The sequence below is a fragment of the Clostridium sp. CM037 genome (assembly GCF_055081095.1).
Map to the genome: position 1 here is coordinate 254,780 of NZ_CM143650.1, position 24,021 is coordinate 278,800.

The 24,021-nt window shown below is 31.3% G+C and carries 26 protein-coding genes and 1 pseudogene; 24 read left to right on the plus strand and 3 right to left on the minus strand.

The annotated features are described in order from the left end of the window. Nucleotides 1-113 precede the first annotated feature (113 nt). Nucleotides 114-371, minus strand: a complete 258-nt coding sequence (locus tag ACWJKP_RS01315) for a response regulator (RefSeq protein ID WP_165412394.1) — start codon at nucleotides 369-371, stop codon at nucleotides 114-116. Nucleotides 372-597: 226 nt separating this feature from the next. On the opposite strand from ACWJKP_RS01315, the gene ACWJKP_RS01320 reads away from it, so the two are divergent. The 8 genes from ACWJKP_RS01320 (at nucleotide 598) to ACWJKP_RS01355 (ending at nucleotide 8,070) form a co-directional block, all read left to right on the plus strand. After that, nucleotides 598-1,563, plus strand: coding sequence for a MerR family transcriptional regulator (locus tag ACWJKP_RS01320; RefSeq protein WP_165412393.1), 966 nt, complete (start codon nucleotides 598-600; stop codon nucleotides 1,561-1,563). A gap of 150 nt (nucleotides 1,564-1,713) precedes the next feature. Then, on the plus strand, nucleotides 1,714-2,412 hold the full coding sequence (locus ACWJKP_RS01325; protein ID WP_165412392.1) for a response regulator transcription factor: 699 nt from the start codon (nucleotides 1,714-1,716) through the stop codon (nucleotides 2,410-2,412). Nucleotide 2,413: 1 nt separating this feature from the next. Continuing rightward, nucleotides 2,414-3,349: a sensor histidine kinase gene (locus ACWJKP_RS01330; RefSeq protein ID WP_165412391.1), complete on the plus strand. Its 936-nt coding sequence runs from the start codon at nucleotides 2,414-2,416 to the stop codon at nucleotides 3,347-3,349. Nucleotides 3,350-3,509: 160 nt separating this feature from the next. Further along, entirely contained in the window at nucleotides 3,510-4,433 is a 924-nt protein-coding gene (locus ACWJKP_RS01335) for an ABC transporter ATP-binding protein (RefSeq protein ID WP_165412390.1), read from the plus strand. A gap of 4 nt (nucleotides 4,434-4,437) precedes the next feature. Next, nucleotides 4,438-5,121, plus strand: a complete 684-nt coding sequence (locus ACWJKP_RS01340) for an ABC transporter permease (protein ID WP_462961671.1) — start codon at nucleotides 4,438-4,440, stop codon at nucleotides 5,119-5,121. Nucleotides 5,122-5,315: 194 nt separating this feature from the next. Next, the gene (locus tag ACWJKP_RS01345) at nucleotides 5,316-6,017 is read left to right on the plus strand and encodes an ABC transporter permease (RefSeq protein ID WP_165412389.1); all 702 of its coding nucleotides are present in this window, start codon (nucleotides 5,316-5,318) and stop codon (nucleotides 6,015-6,017) included. Nucleotides 6,018-6,061: 44 nt separating this feature from the next. After that, nucleotides 6,062-7,327, plus strand: coding sequence for an MFS transporter (locus ACWJKP_RS01350; RefSeq protein WP_165412388.1), 1,266 nt, complete (start codon nucleotides 6,062-6,064; stop codon nucleotides 7,325-7,327). 47 nt (nucleotides 7,328-7,374) lie between these two features. Continuing rightward, a complete protein-coding gene (locus tag ACWJKP_RS01355) occupies nucleotides 7,375-8,070 on the plus strand; it encodes an ABC transporter permease (RefSeq protein ID WP_165412387.1) in 696 nt (231 codons plus the stop codon). Between the two features lie 169 nt (nucleotides 8,071-8,239). Here ACWJKP_RS01355 and ACWJKP_RS01360 read toward each other — a convergent pair whose 3' ends face one another. Together ACWJKP_RS01360 and ACWJKP_RS01365 are read right to left on the minus strand one after the other, a co-directional pair. After that, a complete protein-coding gene (locus tag ACWJKP_RS01360; RefSeq protein ID WP_224579096.1) occupies nucleotides 8,240-8,695 on the minus strand; it encodes a YsnF/AvaK domain-containing protein in 456 nt (151 codons plus the stop codon). Between the two features lie 65 nt (nucleotides 8,696-8,760). Then, a complete protein-coding gene (locus tag ACWJKP_RS01365; protein ID WP_165412386.1) occupies nucleotides 8,761-9,210 on the minus strand; it encodes a YsnF/AvaK domain-containing protein in 450 nt (149 codons plus the stop codon). A gap of 364 nt (nucleotides 9,211-9,574) precedes the next feature. On the opposite strand from ACWJKP_RS01365, the gene ACWJKP_RS01370 reads away from it, so the two are divergent. From ACWJKP_RS01370 to ACWJKP_RS01445, 16 genes and pseudogenes are all read left to right on the plus strand, one after another. Continuing rightward, a complete protein-coding gene (locus ACWJKP_RS01370) occupies nucleotides 9,575-10,282 on the plus strand; it encodes a M15 family metallopeptidase (protein ID WP_165412385.1) in 708 nt (235 codons plus the stop codon). Nucleotides 10,283-10,399: 117 nt separating this feature from the next. Then, nucleotides 10,400-11,110 carry a response regulator transcription factor gene (locus tag ACWJKP_RS01375; RefSeq protein WP_165412384.1) on the plus strand — a complete coding sequence of 237 codons (711 nt, stop codon included), beginning with the start codon at nucleotides 10,400-10,402 and terminating at the stop codon, nucleotides 11,108-11,110. After that, the gene (locus tag ACWJKP_RS01380; protein ID WP_187351408.1) at nucleotides 11,088-12,191 is read left to right on the plus strand and encodes a sensor histidine kinase; all 1,104 of its coding nucleotides are present in this window, start codon (nucleotides 11,088-11,090) and stop codon (nucleotides 12,189-12,191) included. Before ACWJKP_RS01375 ends, ACWJKP_RS01380 begins: the two co-directional genes overlap by 23 nt. A gap of 6 nt (nucleotides 12,192-12,197) precedes the next feature. Continuing rightward, a pseudogene (locus ACWJKP_RS01385) lies at nucleotides 12,198-12,428 on the plus strand (aldo/keto reductase); the annotation flags it as partial. An 874-nt stretch (nucleotides 12,429-13,302) separates the two neighbouring features. Then, nucleotides 13,303-14,274: a D-alanyl-D-alanine carboxypeptidase family protein gene (locus ACWJKP_RS01390; RefSeq protein ID WP_165412383.1), complete on the plus strand. Its 972-nt coding sequence runs from the start codon at nucleotides 13,303-13,305 to the stop codon at nucleotides 14,272-14,274. A 180-nt stretch (nucleotides 14,275-14,454) separates the two neighbouring features. Beyond that, entirely contained in the window at nucleotides 14,455-14,598 is a 144-nt protein-coding gene (locus tag ACWJKP_RS01395) for a hypothetical protein (protein WP_165412382.1), read from the plus strand. A gap of 128 nt (nucleotides 14,599-14,726) precedes the next feature. Next, nucleotides 14,727-15,551 (plus strand): glycopeptide resistance accessory protein VanW, encoded by an 825-nt coding sequence (vanW, locus tag ACWJKP_RS01400; protein ID WP_165412381.1) that lies wholly within the window; start codon nucleotides 14,727-14,729, stop codon nucleotides 15,549-15,551. Nucleotides 15,552-15,555: 4 nt separating this feature from the next. Further along, nucleotides 15,556-16,605 carry a D-alanine--D-serine ligase VanG gene (vanG, locus tag ACWJKP_RS01405; protein ID WP_165412380.1) on the plus strand — a complete coding sequence of 350 codons (1,050 nt, stop codon included), beginning with the start codon at nucleotides 15,556-15,558 and terminating at the stop codon, nucleotides 16,603-16,605. Further along, on the plus strand, nucleotides 16,602-17,813 hold the full coding sequence (gene vanT / locus ACWJKP_RS01410; protein ID WP_165412379.1) for a serine racemase VanT catalytic subunit: 1,212 nt from the start codon (nucleotides 16,602-16,604) through the stop codon (nucleotides 17,811-17,813). The genes vanG and vanT overlap by 4 nt, the downstream gene beginning before the upstream one ends. Before the next feature lie 347 nt (nucleotides 17,814-18,160). Continuing rightward, entirely contained in the window at nucleotides 18,161-19,099 is a 939-nt protein-coding gene (locus ACWJKP_RS01415; protein ID WP_165412378.1) for a polysaccharide deacetylase family protein, read from the plus strand. Nucleotides 19,100-19,281: 182 nt separating this feature from the next. Next, entirely contained in the window at nucleotides 19,282-19,422 is a 141-nt protein-coding gene (locus ACWJKP_RS01420; RefSeq protein ID WP_462961672.1) for a histidine kinase dimerization/phospho-acceptor domain-containing protein, read from the plus strand. A gap of 177 nt (nucleotides 19,423-19,599) precedes the next feature. Continuing rightward, nucleotides 19,600-19,923 (plus strand): sensor histidine kinase, encoded by a 324-nt coding sequence (locus ACWJKP_RS01425; RefSeq protein WP_462961379.1) that lies wholly within the window; start codon nucleotides 19,600-19,602, stop codon nucleotides 19,921-19,923. 68 nt (nucleotides 19,924-19,991) lie between these two features. After that, nucleotides 19,992-20,516: a VanZ family protein gene (locus ACWJKP_RS01430; protein WP_165412377.1), complete on the plus strand. Its 525-nt coding sequence runs from the start codon at nucleotides 19,992-19,994 to the stop codon at nucleotides 20,514-20,516. Nucleotides 20,517-20,891: 375 nt separating this feature from the next. Further along, nucleotides 20,892-21,941, plus strand: a complete 1,050-nt coding sequence (locus ACWJKP_RS01435) for a LacI family DNA-binding transcriptional regulator (RefSeq protein ID WP_165412376.1) — start codon at nucleotides 20,892-20,894, stop codon at nucleotides 21,939-21,941. Between the two features lies 1 nt (nucleotide 21,942). Beyond that, nucleotides 21,943-22,593 (plus strand): deoxyribose-phosphate aldolase, encoded by a 651-nt coding sequence (gene deoC, locus ACWJKP_RS01440; protein ID WP_165412375.1) that lies wholly within the window; start codon nucleotides 21,943-21,945, stop codon nucleotides 22,591-22,593. Nucleotides 22,594-22,661: 68 nt separating this feature from the next. Further along, entirely contained in the window at nucleotides 22,662-23,987 is a 1,326-nt protein-coding gene (locus ACWJKP_RS01445; RefSeq protein WP_165412374.1) for a pyrimidine-nucleoside phosphorylase, read from the plus strand. Nucleotides 23,988-24,021: the final 34 nt, after the last annotated feature.

Here is a 24,021-nt window from a genome sequence, read left to right on the forward strand (position 1 = left end):
AACTAGAAACACCCATGGACAGCTTGAAAAAAAGCAAACTAACTAAATAGAAGTAGGGGGTCAAGAAGCTGTAAAGTGCTTACAGGATGAATGACTCCCTACTTTTATTTGTTTTAAAAATGGGAGTATAATAAAATGAAACAAAGATTATAGGTATTTGATATTTCGCGAATCTTATTACAAAAGTAAAATCCATCAAAGTAAGGTAGATTTACATCCATAATAACCAAATTAGGATTTTTTCTAGCAAACTCTGCAGTTATCTTATCAAAGTTATCCACAGGCATTGCATCAAAACCCCACTTTATCAACATTTCATTCATATTAGTGCACAGTGATTTATCGTCTTCAACTATCATTATCTTATACATTTTTTACACCCCTAAAATAAGGTGAAACATCAATGGTTAGTTTCGCCTAATATTATATAGAATAAAAATCTGAAAATTTCCAGTAAAATTTGCCTTGTTTAGTATAATTGTAACATTAATAATAATGAGGGTAAATCTCTAGATTATTTAACAATACTATAAAAAGCATTGACATGTACCTTACTGTCAGGTTTAAAATTGAATTATTATAAGGGAGGGTTGACTCATGAATATAAAAGATGCTGCTGAAAAAACTGGATTAACGAAAAGGGCAATAAAGTATTACGAAGGTGAAGGGTTAATTATGCCTTTAAAAAATATTCAAAATAACTATAGAGAGTACACTTGTCAAGATGTCATAAAGCTTAATTTAATAGGGGCGCTTAGAGTAGTGGGTATTCCCATTGCACAAATCAAAACTGTGATTTCTGGCAACAAAAGTATTCCTGAAGTTATGGCGCAAGCGCTTTCTAGAATAGATAAAGATATTGAAAATTTAGAGAAAAGTAGATTAATTATTTTAAATATTATAGAGAAAAATTTAACTGATTATGATAGTGCGGGAGAACATATAAAGCTGCTTAGGGAAACATTAGAATTGTCCATAGGTGAAAAGAAAGAATATATTTCAAATGCTCTTAGTAGAATATTCCCAGGAATATTTGGTGAAAGTCTTATTATGAACTTTGAACCATTTTTGAATATTGTTATTGATAACGAGGGAAAAAGAAGAGTGTGGTTAAAACTTGTGGAGGAATTGGATGAAATAAATACCGAAGAATTTTTTTTGGATAATAACTATTTTAAGGAACTTGAAAATAAGCTTGAAAATGAAGGTATTTCAGAAGAAGATAAGAGAAGACATTTGGCTGGCATTGAAAATATAATAAATTATGATAAAGCATACATTAAAGGGTATATAAAAAGGATTAAGGACAGTTACCTATTGTTAAAAGAAGATGAAAAAGAAAAGAAACAAGTGAACGAATTCGGTTCATTTTGCGATGATTATTCTAAAGAATTTGGGCGTTTTCACACGAAATTTAGTGAATATTTGACTATTCTTAATGAAGATTATAAAAAATATATAGAAAACATGATAAAAATGACTGTTGAACTAAATAAAAAGATGGAAGACGAAACAGGGATGAATGTAAATGAGTTTACTGAAAGATATATTATAGAAAAATAAATATTTTACATAATCAAATTAGGTGTTAGTCATTGTATTTTCTATTGAAAGAGAGAACAATGAATGTGTAAATTTACAGGTATTTATTTACACTGATAACTAAGTTATAATAAAGTTATAAATATTTATAAAAAAAGAGGTGTCACTTTTATGGAAAATAGAATTCTACTTGTTGAAGATGATATAGCTATTAGTGAAATGGTTGAGAATTACCTAATAAAAGAAGGTTTTAACATAACTACTGCTTTCAATGGGGAAGAAGGGGTAGGTAAGTTTTTAAATAATTCCTTTGATTTAATTGTTCTTGATATAATGATGCCAAGGCTTGATGGAATGGAAGTTATGAAAATTGTCAGAGAAACAAGCTTAATACCTATTTTAATTATGTCAGCAAAGGACAGTGATGTAGATACGGCTGTAGGACTGGGACTCGGTGCTGATGACTATATCACAAAGCCTTTTTCAATGATAGAGCTTTGTGCAAGAATTAAGGCAGGGATAAGACGTGCCAATCAATATGCTAAAAACGATAAGAAAGAAGAAGCGACTATTATTAATGTTAACCACCTTACTGTTAATTTGAAAAACTATTCAGTTACTAAAAAGGGTGTAAATCTACAGCTGACTTCAAAAGAATTTGATATTTTAAGACTATTCATTTCGAATCCAAATAGAGTTTTTACTAAAGCGCAAATCTACAGTTTTGTTTGGAATGATGAATATTTTGGAGATGAGAATGTTATAAATGTGCATATGAGAAGATTAAGAGAGAAAATAGAGGACAATCCTTCAGAGCCTAAATATCTTAAAACCTTATGGGGCATAGGCTACAAATTAGGAGAATTTTAAAATGATTATTTTTTTATTAATAGTAATAGTTATTTTATTAGGTATCATTTACATTCATCATAAATCCAAAAAACATAGAAGTGACAATTTAAAGTACATTCATGAAAAGTTAAACAATATTATAAAAAGCAACACCAGTGAAAAGCTTTTAGTCTTTACTGACGATAAAGAGATTATACCCATTTTAATAGAGATTAATAAGGTTTTAGAACATAATCAAAAAATACTAGCAGATTATTTGAAGGCTGAAATAACAATGAAGAAAATGCTTTCAAATATCTCTCATGATTTAAAAACACCACTTACAGTGGTGCTTGGGTATATTGAAACAATAAAACTGGACAGCAATATAAGCAGCGAAGAAAGAAATTTCTTATTAACAAAGGTTGAAAATAAAACAAAAGAAGTGATGAAGCTCATTAATAAGTTCTTTGACTTAGCAAAGCTAGAGTCAGGGGACACGGATATACCACTAACAAGAATTAATATGAATGAGGTTTGTAGAAAAAACATATTAGCTTTTTATGATATTTTAACAAGCAAAGGATTTGAAGTTATTATTGATATCCCAAAAAACAATATTTATTGTCTAGGAAATGAAGAGGCGCTAGATAGAATTATAAATAATTTCATTTCAAATGCCATTAAATATGGAAATGATGGAAGGGTTTTAGGATTAACACTTAGAAGTGATGAGGAGTATGTATATGTAGAGGTTTGGGATAAGGGCAAAGGCATTAGTGAAACGCATCAAGATAGGGTTTTTGAAAGGATGTACACCCTTGAGGATTCAAGAAATAAACTGTATCAAGGCAGTGGCCTTGGTCTTACAATAACTAAAAGACTTGTAGAAAAATTAGAGGGAGAGATAATCCTCGAGAGCAAACCTTATGAGAAAACGTCGTTTATTTTTAAATTAAAAAGAATAACCTATTAATGATCATGAAAAGCGAGGTGTCCTGTCTATAGTGCCATTATAAAGATAGGGCACCTTTTTTTTAGAAAAGACTTAAGAATTTTGTAAGATTTAAGTAATAAAAAAGAGAAGTTCAATTGCTACAATAGAAATATAGAAAGTGGTTGAAGGGGGAGACAAAATGGAATATATACTAAAAACTAGTAATTTGACTAAAACATATAATGGCAAAGAAGTGGTAGCAAATGTGAATATGAATATTAAAAAGGGTGAAATTTATGGATTTCTAGGACCAAATGGTGCAGGTAAAACAACAATTATGAAGATAATGACAAATCTAGTTAAGCCTACAAGTGGTGAAGTTGAAATTTTCGGCGAAAAGCTTACAGATACTTCTTATGAGGTTTTAAAAAGGCTTGGTTCTATCATTGAATATCCCGTGTTTTATGAAAGGCTTACAGCCAGAGAAAATTTGGAGATTCACTGTGGGTACATGGGTTACCACGATAAGGGAGCAATTGATAAAGCGATAGATCTTGTAAATCTAAAAAATATTGATAATAAACTAGTTAAAGATTTTTCTCTTGGTATGAAGCAAAGGCTTGGAATTGCAAGAGCAATCACAACCAAGCCAGAATTATTAATACTAGACGAACCTATCAATGGACTTGACCCAATAGGCATTAAGGATTTAAGAAATTTATTTAAAATGTTGAGTAAGGAGTACGGAATAACTATATTGTTATCTAGTCATAGTTTAGGAGAAATTGAGCAAATAGCGGATACCATAGGAGTTATAAATAGTGGTAGATTAATAGAAGAAGTTTCTATGCAAAGCATCAGAGAAAGTAATACAGAATATATAGAACTGGTTACTAAAGATTACAAAAAAGCGTCGTATATTTTATCAAACAATCTTAATATATCCAATTTTAAAGTTCTGGATATTGGTGTAATAAGGATATATGAAGCTACAGTACCACAAAGCATTATATCTAAAACCTTAGTTTTAAATGATGTTATCATTGAAGAAATAACTAAGAAAAACAGTTCATTAGAAGAACACTTCTTAAACTTGTTAAATGGAGGGGACATAAATTCTTAAATTAATAAAATTAGAAATGAAAAAGAGTAAGGTATGGCGAAATATAAAAGGGGTTATAATCGCAAATATAGTTATAATAGCGCTGCTCGCAGTAATGATTTTTTCAACAAAAAATGAAGGCGGTGTAGAGTTTACTAGCATCCCCTTTACTTTTTCATTTGTTGATGGCATGGTAAAAGGTACTTTTATAATATTTGCTTCAGTGCTTATTGCTAGGTTCATAATTGAAGAATATAAAAGCAATACAATTACGGTATTGTTTATGTATCCTATAAGTAGAAAAAAGTTGATTATAGCTAAACTACTTATTGTGGTAGTATTCACTTTTATTTCTACAGTTTTATCTAATATTTTTATAGATTTTGTTTTATGTATTGTTAATAAGTTTTATAACTTTACGCCTGACAAATTAACCAGCTCATTAATAATGAGTAACTTTATGACTATTGGTATTAATGCTTTAGCATCTAGCGGTATGGGACTGATTCCTCTATATTTTGGAATGAGAAAAAAATCAGTACCTGTTACAATAGTATCTTCAATATTAATAGTATCTATTGTATGTGGCGATAGGGGCGGTCATTCATTAAGTAATAGTATTGCAATATCAATAGCGCTTTCTATTATAGGGGTATTTATTGCGTATCTATCTATAAGGAATATAGAACATGTAGATGTTATTAAATAATATTTAGCAAATTTGTATATTGGGGGAGGAATAACTGAAGTTGAAACTTCTTGCATTTATCAATGATGGGAAGGGTAAGTACAGTAATGAGTACAGGTTGTTAGAAGGAACTTGATTAAGGAACCGCAAGTAGATTTAGAGGTATGAAAAATGGTAAATACACTTTTAAAATTTATTAAATGGAGGTGACATAAATGCTTAAATTAATGAAATTAGAAATGAAAAAGGTTAAGATGGCGGGATATATAAAAGGAGCAATAATCGCAAATATAATTATAATAGCGATTTTAGTAGCAATGATTTTTGTATCAAAAAATGTAGGGGAAATAGAAATAGAGTTTACTAGCCTTCATTTTACTTTTACAATGGTTGATAGCGTGGTAAAAGCTATTTTTACAATATTTGCTTCAGTGCTCATTGCTAGGTTCATCATTGAAGAATATAAAAGTAATACAATTACGGTATTATTTATGTATCCTATAAACAGAAAAAAGTTGATTATGGCTAAACTACTTATTGTGGTACTATTCACTTTTATAGCTACAGTTTTATCTAATATTTTTATAGATTTTGTTTTATGCATTATTAATAACTTTCATAACTTTACGCCTGATAAATTAACTAGCTCCACAATAATAAGTAATTTTATTATTATTGGTATTAATGCTTTAGCTTCTACCGGTATGGGACTAATTCCTATATATTTTGGAATGAGGAAAAAATCAGTACCTGCTACAATATTATCCGGAATATTAATAGTATCTGTTGTATGCTCTGATATGGGAGGCCACTCACTAAGTAACATTGTTGCAATACCAATAGCACTTTCTATTATAGGAGTATTTATTGCATATCTATCTATAAGGAATATAGAACATGTAGATGTTATTAAATAATATTTAACGAATTTGTATATTGGGTAAAATTGGGGGAGAAATAAATGAACTTGAAACCTCTTAGAGAAAAAAACTTTATAGTATTAATGTTTGGTAAATTTATATCATTAATAGGAAGTACAATGCAGACATTTGCATTGTCATTATATGTTCTAAATGTAACAGGATCGGCAACAAAATTTGCTGCAGTAACAGCAGTTGGAATAATACCTAGAGTAATTCTTGGACCAATAGCAGGAGTATTTGCAGATTGGTTCGACAGAAAAAAATTAATAGTATATGCAGATATTATATCTGGGATTATAATAGGAATTTACTGGATTGTATATAAACTTAATGGTTGTATATCATTAACAAGTATATATGTCTTAGCAATTATTATGGCTGTAATTAATTCAGTATTTTTACCAGCGATAAGTACAATTATACCAAGTATTGTAGAAAATGATGATTTAGTAGAGGCTAATGGAGTAGATTCTTTTATACTTACTGTTGGGAATGTATTGGCACCTATTTTAGCAGGGATACTATTTTCAATATACGGGTTAATAGGAATATTATTGGTTAATTCAGTAAGCTTTATTCTGTCTGGAGTAAGCGAAATGTTTATAATTATTCCTAAGTTGAGTGTAAAATCCAATAAATTAAGTGTAAAATCTTTTTTAACTGATTTTGGTGAGGGGATTGCATTTATAAAGCAGAAAAAATTGATTTTAACTATTATTACGTTAGCATTATTTATAAACTTTATTTTATATCCTATATTTGGTTTAGGTATAACATATATATCAAAAGAAATATTTAAAATAACTGATTTTCAGTATGGAATACTGCAATCAACTTTATTTGCAGCTTTGCTCATTTCCACGGTTGTGGTTGGGAAAATAAGTAAAGTGATTAAGCCTGGTAAAATTATTTTTTTAAGCATTTTTAGTTCAGCATTAGTAACTGGAGTAATTGCAGTAATATCTACTTCCGCTTATGTTAATTTGTTTAGTAGTAACATTATACCCTATATAAGTATTATTATAGCAGGTTGCATCATTGGCATGATAATGAACATTGCAAGTATAACAGTAATTACAATAATTCAGAAAGAAGTGCCTTTATCAATGATGGGAAGGGTAAGTGCAGTAATGAGTGCAGGTTGTATGGCAGCCATCCCAATTGGACAGATGATATTTGGAATTTTTTTTGATACATTAGAAGCATGGGCATGTGTCACCATAGGTTCACTAATGTTACTTATAATTATTTTAGCATTTAGAAGTAAATTGATTAAGGAGCCGCCAGTGGATTTAGAGGTATGAAAAATGAGAAATACACTTTTTAAATTTATTAAATGGAGATGATATGAGTGTTTAAATTAATGAAATTAGAAATGAAAAAGGTTAAAATAGGGGGATATATAAAAGGAGCCATAATCGCAAACATAGTTATAATAGCTATATTCGCAATGACAATTGTTGTATCAAAAAATGTAGGGGACATAGACTTCACTAGCCTTCCTTTTACTTTTTCAATGGTTGATACCACGGTAAAAGCTACTTTTATAATATTTGCTTCAGTGCTTATTGCCAGGTTCATAATTGAAGAATATAAGAGCAATACAATTACGGTATTGTTTATGTATCCTATAAGTAGAAAAAAATTGATTATGGCTAAATTACTTATTGTTGTATTATTCACCTTTATATCTATAGTTTTATCTAATATCTTTATAGATTTTGTTTTATGCATTATTAATAACTTTTACAATTTTACGCCTGATAAATTAACCAGTTCCACAATAATAAGGAGTTTTATGACTATTGGCATTAATGCTTTAGCTTCTACCGGTATGGGATTAATCCCTTTATATTTTGGAATGAGAAAAAAATCAGTACCTGCTACAATAGTATCCGCAATATTAATAGTATCTATTGTATGCTCCGGTAACGGGAAGTACACATTAAGTAATATTATTGCAATACCAATAGCACTCTCTATTGTAGGAGGATTTATTGCGTATCTATCTATAAGGAATATAGAACATGTAGATGTTATTAAATAAGTATTGGATTAAAAAATATGGAAACAACCATCACAGTGAGTTTTCAATAACACGGTGATGGTTTAATTTGTAGATTCTAGAGATATTCATCCTAATATACTTATGTGGATATTTTCAATCTTTGAAAAAGTAACATAAAATTTAGAAATTAAAAGCGCTTTAAACTTAATTAGTCTTTAATTCTTAGGGAGCCAGATATCTTAACCTTAGCTTCTTCTCTTTTTAATGTTGCTTCAATGATTTTTATATCTTGTATCTTCTGTTTATATATGGATACATCTTCTAAAGTAACTTTGTGCTTTGTAAATTCGATACTTTCTTCACTAAGAGGGATGCGTATTACTTCTGTATGCATATCTTTGTGTTTTGTAGTAATATCTGCAGGAATTGTATGTTCTATTACAAGCTCTACGAGTTTAACGGGCACAGTAAAACTTTTTTGTAGCGTAGAAGACTCTCTATAAATCTTAACATCTCCTGTTTGCATCCACTCTTTAGAGATATCAAGTTGTTCTTCTTTAATTTTAAGGGTAACATTTTTATTAGGGTCACATATGCTTTGTTTCAAAGCAGCTACTTTTGGCATATATTTACCGTTTTTGTTTTCTGTGGAATCCTTTGCCATGCTTTTTCCCTCCACTTATCTTGAAAAACACCTCACGAGTCATTAGTGAGGTGTTTTCTAATTTATTATTTTTGATCGGTTCCATTGTCAATTATATTGACATCACCAATTTTATTTATTCGAGCTTCTTCTCGTTTAAGGGTCTCATCTATATGCACTGTATTTTCAATTTCGTGTTTATGAGCTGAAATTTCACCTGTTATTACTGTATGTTTACCTACATTAACTTTCTCCTCACTTACAGGAATGTTAATGGTTTCTTCACTAGTAATAGGAGAATCACTTGCTTCATTGTTTAAGGTTCTTCTTTCAATTACTACTTCTTCACGTGTTACGGGTACTTCAACTTTTTTATGTTCTTCTAAAATTTCCTTACTAATTTCTACATCACCTTTTTGTACTCTGCTTTTCGAAATATCAAGCTCTTCTTTGCGCAGACTAAGGTTTGCGGTATCATCAGTAGTTTTTTTGACAGCGGAATCACCTTTTTCAAAAAATCCATCAAGTATGCTCATATATAATACCTCCATTAATTAATAATTTTAATTCATTAATATATTGTCCTTTAAAGAAATATATTATCCTAAAGATTTGTATGTAATGATTGATTCAATAAATACTAAAATGTTTAAATTAACCATTTTTTATTGTTTACTTATACATTATAATGAAGCTTGAAGGTGTAGCTGTATTCTACATAAAGATAATCATACCGTAATCTTAAGAAATCTTAAGGTTTAATTACAATTTTCTTAAACTCCTTTTTGTAATATAATAAAGTAAGGAATATGCATTTTACTTTGTTGAAAAATTTCAAATAAAATAAATGTGTTATTTACTTGAAATTAAGTTTTAAAAGTAAATAAGGAGGAGTTTAAGATGAAGAAGAAAATTGGAGTGATTTTGATTTTAGGAATTGTATGCTTAATATATATAAACAGCAAATATGGTAGTATAAAAGTTATAGGGGATGTAATTGAAAGGAACGATTATATTGAAGCTATTAAAGATATATCTAATGACAATAGCAATGTAGATGATGGTGATTTAATGTTAGTGAACAGAGGAAATACCTTGGATAAGGATTATGTTCCACATAATTTAAAAGTTGTAAATGTTAAAATTTATCCTAACGTGTCAAATGAAGAAATGCTGATGAAAGGGAATGCGGGGGATGCACTTAAAAGGCTATTTCGAAAAGGTGAAGAGGAGGGGATTATACTTTATGCGTTATCTGGTTATAGGTCTTATGCAACTCAAAAAGAGTTATATGAAAATAGTATTAAAATAAGAGGAAAAGGGTATACATATAAGTATGTGGCAACGGCAGGTAAAAGTGAGCATCAATTAGGGTTAGCAATGGATATAACTAATGCTGAAAAGAGTACAGGTTTTGAAAACACTAAAGAAGGTAAATGGCTTCAAGAGAATGCTTATAAATTTGGATTTATAATAAGATATGGAAAAGGAAAAGAAGATATTACAGGTTATAATTATGAACCTTGGCATGTAAGGTATGTAGGTGTTGAGAATTCAGAGAAAATTTACTCAAAAGATATTACTTTGGAGGAGTTTTTAGAATATTAAACAATCAAAGCATGTTTGGTATGATATTACCTGTGTTTTTAGTAAATGAATTTGGAATACGCTCAGAAGTTATATATTGAACAAAATGCTATCTGAACAAATAAATGGAGTGATTATATGGGTAAAAATATATTAGTTGTAGATGATGATAAAGAAATAGTTAATTTAATTGAAATATATTTAACCAATGAAGGACATAATATTTACAAAGCGTATGATGGTGAACAAGCTTTGCAGGTTATAGATAATTATAATATAAATCTTATAATACTAGATATAATGATGCCTAAAATTGATGGTATAGAAGTGTGTAACAAAGTTCGTGAGAAGCTTAATATACCTATAATTATGTTAAGTGCTAAAAATCAAGATTCAGATAAAATAAAAGGGTTATTGTCAGGAGCTGATGATTATATGGTAAAACCATTTAATCCTTTAGAGCTTATGGTTAGAGTTAAGTCTATATTTAGAAGAATTTACGAATTCGATAAAAATAGCGATCAATTAAAAGATAGAGATAATATAGTTATAGGACCACTTAAAATTAAAAAATCCACTCATCAGGTAGAAGTATATAATAAGATTATTGCGTTAACTTCTACAGAATTTGAAATATTACACGTCTTAGCTAATAATCCAGGGAGAGTTTTTAGTGCAGAAGAGATATTTCAAAGAGTTTGGAAGGAAAAATATTATCAATCTAATAATACAGTTATGACTCACATGAGTAAATTAAGAGATAAGCTTGATGAGGTTTTAGGTGGTGAGAAACTTATTCATACTATATGGGGAGTAGGGTATAAAATTGAAAAGAAAACTTATATATAAATTAGAGTTAAAAGTAGTTTTTAATATATTACTTGCTTTTCTATTATCAGCATTAACAATGGCAGTAATGTATATTATGTGGAAGTTTTTTTTGGCAATATGTGCAATGTATTCACAACAATTTTTAGATGAAATTTATAAGGCAAGGCTACATTACGATTTTATAAAGATAGCAATTGCACTATGGATAATAATTTTTATAAGTTATTCGCATTTATTGATTTACAAGAAGATTAAGTACTTTGTAGAAGTCGATGAACATATTAAAGCCATAGCAGAGGGTAGGATAGATAAAAAGATACCAGAACAATCGAAAGCAGAGCTAGGGAAAACAGCTAAAAATATGAATGAAATAATAGAAAAATTAAATAAATCGATAGAGGAAGAGCGGAGAGCAGAACAAACAAAGTATGAATTAATAACAAATGTATCTCATGATTTACGTACTCCATTAACATCAATACTAGGGTATCTTGAACTCATAGATAAGGATAAATATAAAGATGAAGTTGAACTTAGATATTATGTAAATATTGCCTATGAAAAATCAAAACGATTGAATAATTTAATCAATGATTTATTTCAGTATACTATAATGAGAAATAGTACTTTAAAATTAAATAAAGAATTAATAAACGTAATTGAACTTTTAAATCAAGTAGCATTGGAATTTAGGCCACAGTTTAGAAAAGTAGATATTGAGTGTAGGACATATTTTTCGGAGGATAAACTCTTAATAGTGGCTGATGCAGTTAAAATGGCTAGGGCATTTGAAAATCTAATTTCTAATGGTATGAACTATGGTAGTGGGACTGAGTATATTGACATATGTACTAGGAAAGAAAATAATAGTGCGGTTATAGAGATAATTAATTATGGTGAGCCAATACCAAGTATAGATGTACCTTTTATTTTTGAAAGGTTCTATAGAGTTGAAAAATCACGTTCAGGATTTACTGGAGGTTCAGGATTAGGTCTTGCTATAACCAAAAGTATAATAGAGCTTCATGAAGGTGAAATTTTTGTTGAAAGCGATTATGAGAGAACTGCTTTTATAATTAAATTGCCCTTGGGTAGTTAATAAGGTGATAAATTCCCAGAGCTAAACAATAAAATAAATGAAATTGCAGCTACTAGAGGTGTATCAAATACAGCAATTGCAATTGCTTGGATTCTAAGGCATCCTGCTAAAATCCAGCCATTAGTGGGTACAACAAACCAAAAGCGTTTAAAGGATATTTGTAAGGCCTCGCAGGTTAAACTAACAAGGATTGAGTGGTATGATATATATAGGGCAGCAGGTAATAAGCTTCCATAAATAGCTGATATAAGAGTAATAAAGTGAATTACCTAAGGCTGGTATAGGTTAATTCACATCTGTAGCTATTAATATAAAAGCATCTTAGGCTACAGGTATTTAATGAATATAACAAGTTGAAAAATATCTTCTTTATACAATTGCAGTAAGTTTATCAATTGAAATAATACAGTTAGTTTTTAGTTTAGGTTCTTGGATATTGATGAGATTATATTAAATGTTTTAGGATCAATTTTAGGATTTTGGGTATATAAAGTAATATATAAAATGGTAAAAAAATTTAGAAGTTACCGCAAAATTCTTAATAAAGTCAATTTATGACTGCAGAATAAATATCCAAATAAAAAGGCTACATTCTCTTTAAGATAATTTAAAGGAATGTAGCCTTTTTATTTTTTTAATGGAGCGGTTGTTTATAATATGAGAATTGGAACCAAAGCTTTGTAATAATATTTCTTAATAAATTGTAATCTTAAGAAATCTTAAGAATTAATTACAATTTTCTTAAACTCCTTTTGGTAATATTAGAAATAGGATAGTGAAGAAGGTAATGTACAAGCTTTGAAAGAGTAAATATGTTTTGAACATGATAATAAACTAGGTGCAGAGATGTGGAAAAGTAACATCCAGGTGAGATATATATTTTGAGGGTAAGGCGAGATATGTAAAAATTACTATGTATATACCATAAAATAAACAGATTATTAAAGTAGCAATCCTTTAAATGGTTAAAAGGATGAGTCTTAAAATGTTAAATTAAGGAGTCTATAATTTTACTCCTGTAAAACGTGATGAATAAATAATACATAAGAGAAGAAAAGTGCAATCTTCTGTGATTAAACAAAACCAGCACAAAATAAGGAGATGTTTTATTATGCTTAAAAAACCTAAGAAGAAAACAAAAGTAATTTTTTTGTCATTATTATTGATGGTTGTCATTGTCCTTCTCGTATATAAATCTATTACTATCATTGGAGGCCGATCTTTACATGATAAGAGTGGCGATAATAAAACCACGCTGAGGCCCTCGGTAATGATAGCATCTGACCCATCTATTTCTATATCTTCAAATAATCTGAATAGTCCTCATGCGATTCTGGTCTGCTTAAATGATCACACTATCATGATGCAGAAAAAGAGTGAAGAAAAAATTCATCCTGCGTCTTTGACCAAAATAATTACCGCAATTGTTGCAATAGAAAATTTGTCAAATTTGCAGGAAAAAATAGAACTCCCTAATTCTATGTTTCAAAAGCTGTACAATGCAGATGCTTCAATGGCCGGCTTCTTACCGAATGAGCAAGTCAGTGCAATTGACCTGCTATACGGGGCGCTGCTACCAAGTGGCGCGGAGTGTTCTATTGGGCTTGCCGACAAAATTGCTGGTTCAGAGCAGAACTTTGTAAAGATGATGAACCAAAAGGCGGCAGAGCTCGGTATGAATAACACCCATTTTGACAATGCGACTGGACTTGACGATAAAAATCACTATACAACGGTTAAGGATATGACTATAATTCTTAGCTATGCACTTAAAAATGATACATTCCGTAAGATTTTCACTTCTTCCAACTATTCAACCCAATCCACGAATAAGCACCCTGATGGGATAACATTTAACAGTACAATGTTTGAAAAACTTAACGGTTCAAATATTGGTGGCGGAAAAATTTTAGGAGGAAAAACTGGGTATACCGATAAGGCTGGTCTATGCCTCGCAAGTCTCGCTAAAGTAGGCGGGAAAGAATATATTTTGATTACAGTCGGTGCTAAGGGAAATCACAAATCTGAGCAGTACAATATTACCGATGCATTAACAGTGTACAACAACTTAGGAAAAAAATAAGATTCCCATAAAAACTTATTAACAACACTACTCGTATAATGATTACCTAATTTATAATATGATAAATGCAGGATACTGTATGTTGTATTTAAATATAATTACTGTAAATTGAATGTAGGTATGGCCCCTTCAAGTAATCCAAAGGTAAGCTTAATAGTTACTATAGAGGAACCAAACTCAATGAAATATTATGCGGGACAGACAGCAGTACCAGCAGCACGTAAGCTATTTTCAGATTTGTTTTCAATAATGAATATATCTCCATATCATGCAAATGATAAAATTAACAAAAATGCTACAAAAAAAATTAAAACTATTGTTTAATTATATTGCTTAATAAATTGTAATCTTAAGAAATCTTAAGATTTAATTACAATTTTCTTAAACTAATTTTTGTAATATTAGAGAGTAAGGAAAAGATATTACAAAAAATAGATGGAAGGATAGATTATATGACACGAAAGAGAATTACGCAGATATTTCCATTTTTATTGCCGCTTAGAAAAATGCAAAGAAAAAATTTCTTCTACATACATATGTATTTTGATAAAAACAGCTATGCGAAAACGAAAGAAGATAATGCATTACCCTACAAGGTATTCGAAGCAGGGTCTTTGTTGATAAACGACAACAGTGGATTTGATTTACAATATCAAATTAATAAAGTATATAACCTAAAACTTGCCGCCAAAACAGTTAACAATATTTTAATACAACCTGGAGAAACCTTTTCCTTTTGGCAACTTGTCAAATCAGCCGACCGTTATGAAAATTATAAAGATGGATTAGTCTTACAGGATGGAAAAATAGTAGGGGCGTATGGTGGTGGACTTTGTCAATTAAGTAATTTAGTTTTTTGGTTGCTGATTCACACCCCACTTACAATTGTAGAGCGACATACCCACGATATTAAAACATTTTCATCAGAAGCAAGTGATAATCCCGAAGCTACGGATGCTACTGTCAGCGAGGGATGGTTGGATTTAAAGGTTAAAAATGAGACAAATTCCATATTCCAAATAAAGATTACATTCGATGACAGCTATATGCAAGGTTGTATTTTGACAAATAAAGAGCTAGATTTCACGTACGAAATATTTGATCGAGATATATCCTATTATAGAAAAGGGTGCAATGTATTTCAGCAGGTATCTATTTATCAAAGAAAGTCAGATGAAAAATTACAACAGTTTTACGATAGTCTTCTTTATAACAATATATGTGAAATAGGATATCAGTTACATGATGATATAGAAATTATAGAAAAAGGAGAATAATACAATGAAAAAGAAAACAATTGCAATCATATTTGGGGGATGTTCTAGCGAATATGAGGTTTCTTTACAATCTGCTTATTCTGTTATTATAAGCCTTAATCTGGAATATTACGATGTAATTCTAATCGGTATTACGCGGTCGGGAGTTTGGATGAGATATGATGGTTCACCGGAGCAAATTCGTGACAATACATGGATGGATATTGGGGCCTGTGTTCCGGCTATTATTTCACCTGATCGGCATATTCATGGGATGCTTGAGTTTTATGATGATAAGATAATTGCGACCAGAATTGATGTGGTTTTTCCCGTCCTTCATGGAAAAAACGGTGAGGACGGAACAGTACAAGGTTTATTGACGATGGCTGGTATCCCTTTTGTAGGATGCGGCACGTTGAGTTCAGCAATGTGCATGGACAAAGACATTGCCCATAAAATCGTGCATTTGGCCGGAGTAAAAACGCCTCCATCAATTTTGCTGAGATCTAAGATTTCCGATGCAGAACTGATGGAGCGGATTGTTCCCTTAAAATTTCCAATGTTTGTTAAACCCGTAAGTGGAGGGTCCTCTCTTGGCATCACAAAGGTTTCGCAAGGGAGCGAACTTCAAGTTGCGATCGCTGTCGCCTTTCAGTATGACAATAAGATCCTTATAGAGGAAGCAATCAATGGATTCGAAGTTGGTTGCGCTGTCCTTGGCAATGATTCACTTACTATTGGAGAGGTGGATGAGATAGAACTGTCGAATGGGTTTAATGATTATATCGAAAAATACACCCCGAAAACCTCCCAAATTCATATGCCTGCCCGCATTGACGCAGATATGGCTGTGCGTATCAAGCGGACATCTGTCATAATTTATCAGGCGCTGCGATGTTCCGGATTTGCACGGGTAGACCTATTTTTAACACCGGATAGAGATATCATTTTTAATGAAGTCAATACCATTCCCGGGTTTACTTCTCATAGCCGCTATCCCAATATGCTTAAAGGAATTGGTATGACTTTTGATAAAATTGTAGATTCCCTAATAATGCTGGAGATGAGACGATGAGGACACTGACATTAGACCCTAAAGATACTGCGAACCTTAGCAGTATGATTTTGAAAAAAACGAAAAGAATGGAATTTAATTCAAAACAGACACATATGGACAGAGCGTGGATTGAAATCAATTTAACCAACTTAAAACATAATGTGAAAGCCTTAAGTGAGGTTCTTTCAGATGGATGCGAATTGATGGCTGTTGTGAAAGCCAATGCCTATGGGCACGGCGATGCGGAGGTAGCAGCCAATCTAAACCAATTGGGCGTTAAATCTTTCGCTGTTGCCACAATAGACGAGGCTATCCATTTGCGGATGCACGGAATTAAAGGCAATATACTGATTTTAGGTTATACCTCACCGAAGAGGTCTAGAGAAATGCTTTGTTACAATTTGATGCAGACGATAACTGATTATGACCACGCAAAACAGCTTAATATGTTCGGAAAACTTATACAGGTTCACATCAAAATTGATACTGGTATGCATCGTTTGGGTGAACGCTGCAACAACACGATGGAGGTTGATAAAATCCTGCGATGCGAGAATTTAAAGGTTTGTGGAATTTTTACTCATCTATGCGTCGCAGATAGCACAAAAGCAGATGATACTGAATTTACCATAAATCAATTTCATAGTTTTTATGCACTGTTGCATCGGCTTGAGAAACTTGGGCATACATTACCTAAAATTCACATTCAAAGCAGTTATGGGGTCTTAAACTATCCAGAACTCCAATGCGATTATGTCAGAATCGGAGATGCACTATACGGTGCATTAAGTTCGCCCGATAATAAAACAAGAATGCAGATAGATTTGCAACCTGTTCTGGCTTTAAAAGCGAGAATTGTACTCGTAAAAACAATTTATACAGGAGAAAGTGTCAGCTATGGCCGTCAATTTATTGCACAAAGGGAGACACGCGTTGCCATTCTTCCTATAGGTTTTGCAGATGGCCTGCCGAGAAGCCTTTCCTGTGGAGTGGGTTATGTCTTGATTCATGGCTGTTGCGCACCAACAATTGGTCGGATTTGTATGGATCAACTCATGGTCGATGTCACCGATATTCCTGATGTTACGAAAAATGAAATTGCTACATTGATTGGTTGTGATGGCCCAGAGAAAATTACAGCACAACAATTAGCTAAAAATGCTGGGACAATTGCCAGTGAACTGCTAAGTCGTTTAGGAGGTCGGTTGAAAAGGGTAATTTTATGAATCTGCAAAAATTTACAAGTAATTACAATTGAAATTAATATAATTATTTAAAAAAAAGGAATAGTACATAAATGTACGTTATAAACAAAGCAAGGATCAAAATGGCTAAGCAGTTTCAGTACACTTAGAAAATAATAATGTATGCATAACATTTATTGATCATGAAAATAATTTTACTTCTGAACCAGAATTTGAACCTATGAAATAATAGGGAAATGCTGAGAAGAAGCCCGAGCCGTTATTGATATTCTGTACGAGAATGGGAAGCTTTGGGGGTCCATTTTAATTGTCCCTGTGAGAACTAAAGCGATAAAATTCATAACTAGATTATATAAGGAGGAAAAATAATGCAAATAACACAAATGATAAGAAGAAATAAGAGAAAGAAAAAAGGCCTTGTAACAATAAAGAATATTTTAATATTATCCTTAATTATTGGAAGTTTTTCTGGGGGTTATAAGGTATATAATCATTTTTATAATAAAGATGGACAAGCTAGTAGGGTAGAAATAGTTAAGGATGTTGAAGAAACTAAACCTAAAAATGAAGTTAGTACAACGGATAGAGGTCTTATCAAGGGGTCAAATGTGAACGAAAAAGGGGATAAGTATACCTATGATATTTCAAAATTAAAGGGTTTAATGAGTAGTAAGAAAGATGGTAAAAAAATGGTTTTTCTTACTTTTGATGATGGGCCATCTGTCACGGTGACTTCTAAAATATTGGATGTATTAAATGAAGAAGAAGTGAAAGCAACTTTCTTTTTAATTGGGAAAAGCGTAGAAGCTGATGAAAAAAGTAAGCAGATAGTAAAAAGAGCTTTTGAAGATGGTCATGCCTTAGGAAATCATACATATAGCCACGATTTAAAAAAGATATATCCTGGGAATAAGATTGATATAGGAACCTACATGAATGAAGTTAATGAAACTAATGAGGTAATAAGAGGAATTATTGGACAAGATTTTCATACAAGAGTTCTGAGAATGCCAGGTGGATATATGTCTAGAAAATACTATAATGACCCTAATTTGGATGAGTTTAGTGCTAGATTAAAGGAAAACGATATGTATGAGATTGATTGGAATGCCTATGATTTTGATTCAGAGGGGGAAAGGAAAACTGCAGATGAAATATTCGAGTTAACAAAAGCATCTATAGGAACTACTGAAAAGGTAGTCCTTTTGATGCATGATACATATGGTAAGGAAGAAACGGCTAAGGCATTACCTAGAATCATAAGATATTTAAAAGAAAAAGGATATGAATTTAGAACATTGAAATAGGGCTAAAATTCATTTAGTAGCTAAAAAAAAGCTAAGAAAAATTATTAATCTTCCGTACCTTTTTCAATATCTAATAGTCCGCTTATTTTAGTGTATAGAACATCATATCGATTAGCTTCCATGCACCATTAAATAAATCAATAGAGGAAGATCGGAGATCCGGACAAACAAAGTATGAATTAATAACAAATGTATCTCATGATTTACGTACTCCATTAACATCAATACTAGGGTATCTTGAACTCATAGATAAGGATAAATATAAAGATGAAGTTGAACTTAGATATTATGTAAATATTGCCTATGAAAATCAAAACGATTGAATAATTTAATCAATGATTTATTTCAGTATACTATAATGGGGAATAGTACTTTAAAATTAAATAAAGAATCAATAAACGTAATTGAACCTATAAATCAAATGGTATTGGAATTTAGGCTATAGTTTAGAAAAGCAGATATAGAGTAGGACATATTTTTCGGAGGATAAACTCTTAATAGTGGCTGATGCAGTTAAAATGGCTAGGGCATTTGAAAATCTAATTTCTAATGGCATGAACTATGGTAGTGGGACTGAGTATATTGACATATGTACTAGGAAAGAAAATAATAGTGCGGTTATAGAAATAATTAATTATGGTGAGCCAATACCAAGTATAGATGTACCTTTTATTTTTGAAAGGTTCTATAGAGTTGAAAAATCACGTTCAGGATTAGGTCTTGCTATAACCAAAAGTATAATAGAGATTCATGAAGGTGAAATTTTTGTTGAAAGCAATTATCAGAGAACTGCTTTTATAATTAAATTGCCCTTGGATAGTTAATATAGTTTGAAAATTTATAAACTGAACGTCAGAGAATAAGCAGGGATGAAATAAGAAATGGAGGTATTATGAATAAACGAGAGAGAATTAAAACAGTCTTTTTATATGGTGTTTTCATTTGTTACATACTTTTATTAAGTAAAATATTGTTGTTATCAAGAATTTCGCATTTGGAGCATAGGTCAATCAATCTCATTCCTTTTTATAGTATAATGGAATATATATCTGGCAGTTCTGCGAATATAAAAGCATTTGCTTTTGGTAATGTGGGTGGCAATATAGTTATTTTTATTCCACTTGGTACATATTTGTCATTATTCAAAAATGATAAAAGAGTAATAACCAATTTGTTGTTTATATTTATAGTGAGTTTGTTTGTTGAAATCATTCAGGGGCTTTTAGGCATTGGAGCATCAGACATTGATGATATATTTCTAAATTGTTTGGGTGGATTGATTGGTATTTTAGGGTATAAGTTTTTATTGTGTATATTACGAGATGATAAAAAAGTACATACTGCAATCACAATACTATCTGCCATCGGATTACCTTGTATATTATATTATTTATTCATGGTGAGAATGAGATTCTGAATATCTTTATTGCCTATTCCTTTCCATCATATTATTTAATACTGGCATGTCTGTTATATTTTTACATACAGCATCCAAAAGGTGGATTAAAGACTATTTCATAAAGTATACTTTTTGAAATAGTCCTTAGGCGTTTGTTTTGTGTACCAAAAGTACATCTTATTTATTCTGACATATTCCAAATGGTGACTACATGTTTTGAAAGACAAACATAGAGTTATAAAATTCATAAAAATGTCGAATAAATCCTATTGAAATTTACATAACCTTGCAGTATACTAAATGTGAAAGCGGTAACATATTTCAGAAAATTGAGTCTTAAGGGTATTTATTTAGAATTTTACAATCGTTTTCCTGAAAGTGAGGATGGCTAAAATGACAGTGACAATAAGTGATATTGCGCAAAAGTCTAAAGTATCACATGCAACAGTGTCAAGAGTGTTAAACAATTCAGGTTATGTAAAAGATGAAACAAGAAAAAAAGTTCAAAAGGTAATAAAAGATCTAAATTATACACCTAGTGCTATAGCTAGAAGCCTATCCAAAAGTAAAACTAATACTATTGGAGTTATAGTTCCTGATATAAACAATTTGTTTTTTGGGGAGATTATTAAAGGTGTAACTGAAATTGCGGATGAACATAATCTAAATATAATTCTTTGTGATACTGATGAGAATAAAGATAAGGAACTAAAAGCTATTAATGTTCTTAGGCAGCAAAGGATTCAAGGACTCCTTATAACTCCAACGTTCTACAAAGATTCAGGTAATAGTGAAAACTTAAATGCTCTTAAAAGCTTAGAAATTCCAATAATTTTAATTGATGGGCATGTTGAGTATCTTGATTTTAGTGGAGTTTTTATAGATCATATAAAAGGGGCTTATGCTGGAACAACTACTTTAATAGAAGCAGGTCACACAAAAATTGCTATAATTACAGGAAATATGAATTCTAGACCTGCAAAAGAACGATTGCTAGGATATGAAAAAGCATTAGAAGCTAATAATATTCCTGTAGCAAAGGAATATATTTTTTATGGTGACTACAAATATGAAACTGCTTATGAAATCACAAAGCAAATATTGAAAATGGATAATAGACCTACTGCTATTTTTGTAAGTAGTAATACCATGATTTTGGGATGCATAAAAGCTTTTTATGAAGAAAAAATAGATGTACCGCGTGATATGGCGATTATTGGGTTTGATAAGCTTGATATGTTAAATATAATAGGGATGAACATTAGTTTTATTAATGGGCCATCTATTGAACTTGGCAGAATTGGTATGAGAATGTTATTAGAAAATTTAAATAGTAACAAGCCTACCGAAATTAAAAGAGTAACTATTTTGCCAGAGATTCTCTTAAAAGGATCAGAAAAGTATATAGAAAATAATTTTATAAAAAATAAAGGAGAAGATTAATATGAGAATAGAACAATATATAGACCATACACTATTAAAACAAGAAGCCTGCGAGGACCAAATTATAAAAGTTTGTTCTGAAGCTAAAGAATACGGATTTGCTTCAGTATGTGCTAATGCATATTACGCATCACTTGTAAGAAAAGAATTAGAAGGAAGTAACGTAAAAACTTGTATCGTTGTTGGTTTTCCACTGGGAGCTACAACAAAAGAAGTAAAAGCATTTGAAGCAAAACAAGCAATTGAAAATGGTGCGCAGGAAATAGATATGGTAGTTAATGTTGGTGCTATAAAATCAAACAAGTTTGATGTAGTAAAAGATGAAATTAAAGCAGTAGTTGGTGCTTGTAAAGGATACGCACTAGTAAAGGTAATAATAGAAACTTGTCTTTTAACAGATGCACAAAAAGTTAGGGTATGTCAAATAGCTAAAGAAGCTGGAGCGGACTTCGTAAAAACTTCAACAGGATTTTCAACGGGTGGAGCAACAATTCATGATGTAAAATTAATGAGAGAGACTGTAGGAGCAGAAATGGGAGTTAAAGCGTCTGGAGCAGTAAGGACAGCTGAAGATGCAAAAGCTGTTATTGAAGCAGGCGCTAGTAGAGTAGGAGCTAGTAGTTCTATAGCAATAGTCCAGGGATTTAAATAGTCAAATTATAATTATTAAATTTGAAGACGTATAAATATATTTAAAATGAATAATTAGGGGTGAGTAGTATGAGAATGAATGATTTAATAATAAAAAAAAGAAATGGCAACGAACTTACTACAGAAGAAATTAATTTTTTTGTTGGCGGATATACAGATGGAACTATCCCGGATTATCAAGTTTCAGCATTGCTTATGGCTATATACTTTCAAAAAATGAATAAGAGAGAAACTAAAGATTTAACAATGGCAATGGTGAATAGTGGTGAAACTATTGATTTATCGTCTATTGAAGGTGTAAAGGTTGATAAGCATAGTACTGGTGGTGTAGGTGATACAACTACTTTAATTCTTGGGCCTATTGTTGCAGCAGCAGGCGTGCCAGTTGCTAAAATGTCAGGAAGAGGACTCGGACATACTGGTGGAACTATTGACAAGCTAGAATCTGTTGAAGGCTTCTCAGTTGCCATGTCAATTGAAAAGTTTATGCAAAATGTAAACAAAGCCAAAATTGCTATAGGTGGTCAAACTGCTGATTTAGCACCAGCAGACAAGAAACTATATGCACTTCGTGATGTTACCGGGACTGTTGATAATATGTCTTTAATTGCAGGAAGTATAATGAGTAAAAAAATAGCTTCTGGAGCAGATGCCATAGTACTCGATGTAAAAACAGGTAGTGGTGCATTTATGAAAAATGAGGATGATGCCTTTGAACTTGCAAGAGAGATGGTTGATATAGGAACTAATGTAGGTAGAAATACTATTGGTGTAATAACTGATATGGACCAACCATTAGGTTACGCAGTTGGTAATGCTTTAGAAGTAAAAGAAGCTATAGATACATTAAAAGGTGAAGGTCCAGAAGATCTTACAGAACTTTGTTTAACCTTAGGGGCACATATGCTTGTATTAGGAGGAAAAGCAACGGATGCGCAGCAGGCGAGAAAAGTGCTTGTGGATATTATAAAATCAGGAAAAGGTATCCAGAAATTAAGAGAACTTGTAGTATCACAAGGTGGGAATCCAGCTTACGTAGATGATCCATCTATATTCCCAGTGCCAGCTATTATAGAGCCCATTATATCAATCCATGAAGGCTATGTGAAAGGAATAAAAGCTGACGACATAGGAAAGGCTGCTTTAGTTTTAGGGGCTGGGCGTGAAACTAAAGAAAGCAAAATAGATTTATCAGTGGGAATTGTTCTTCATAAGAAAATCGGAGATTTTGTAAACAAGGGTGAGGCTATTGCAACTGTTTATGCAAGTAGTGTTGAAAAACAAAAATTATCTGTAAAAATGATATTAGATGCGTATGAAATAGTACAAGAAAAAATAATAGCTAAGTCATTAATCAAAGGTATTGTTACGAAAGACGGTACGACAAGATTTTAACGACATTTCAGAAGGAAAGTCTCCCACATATATA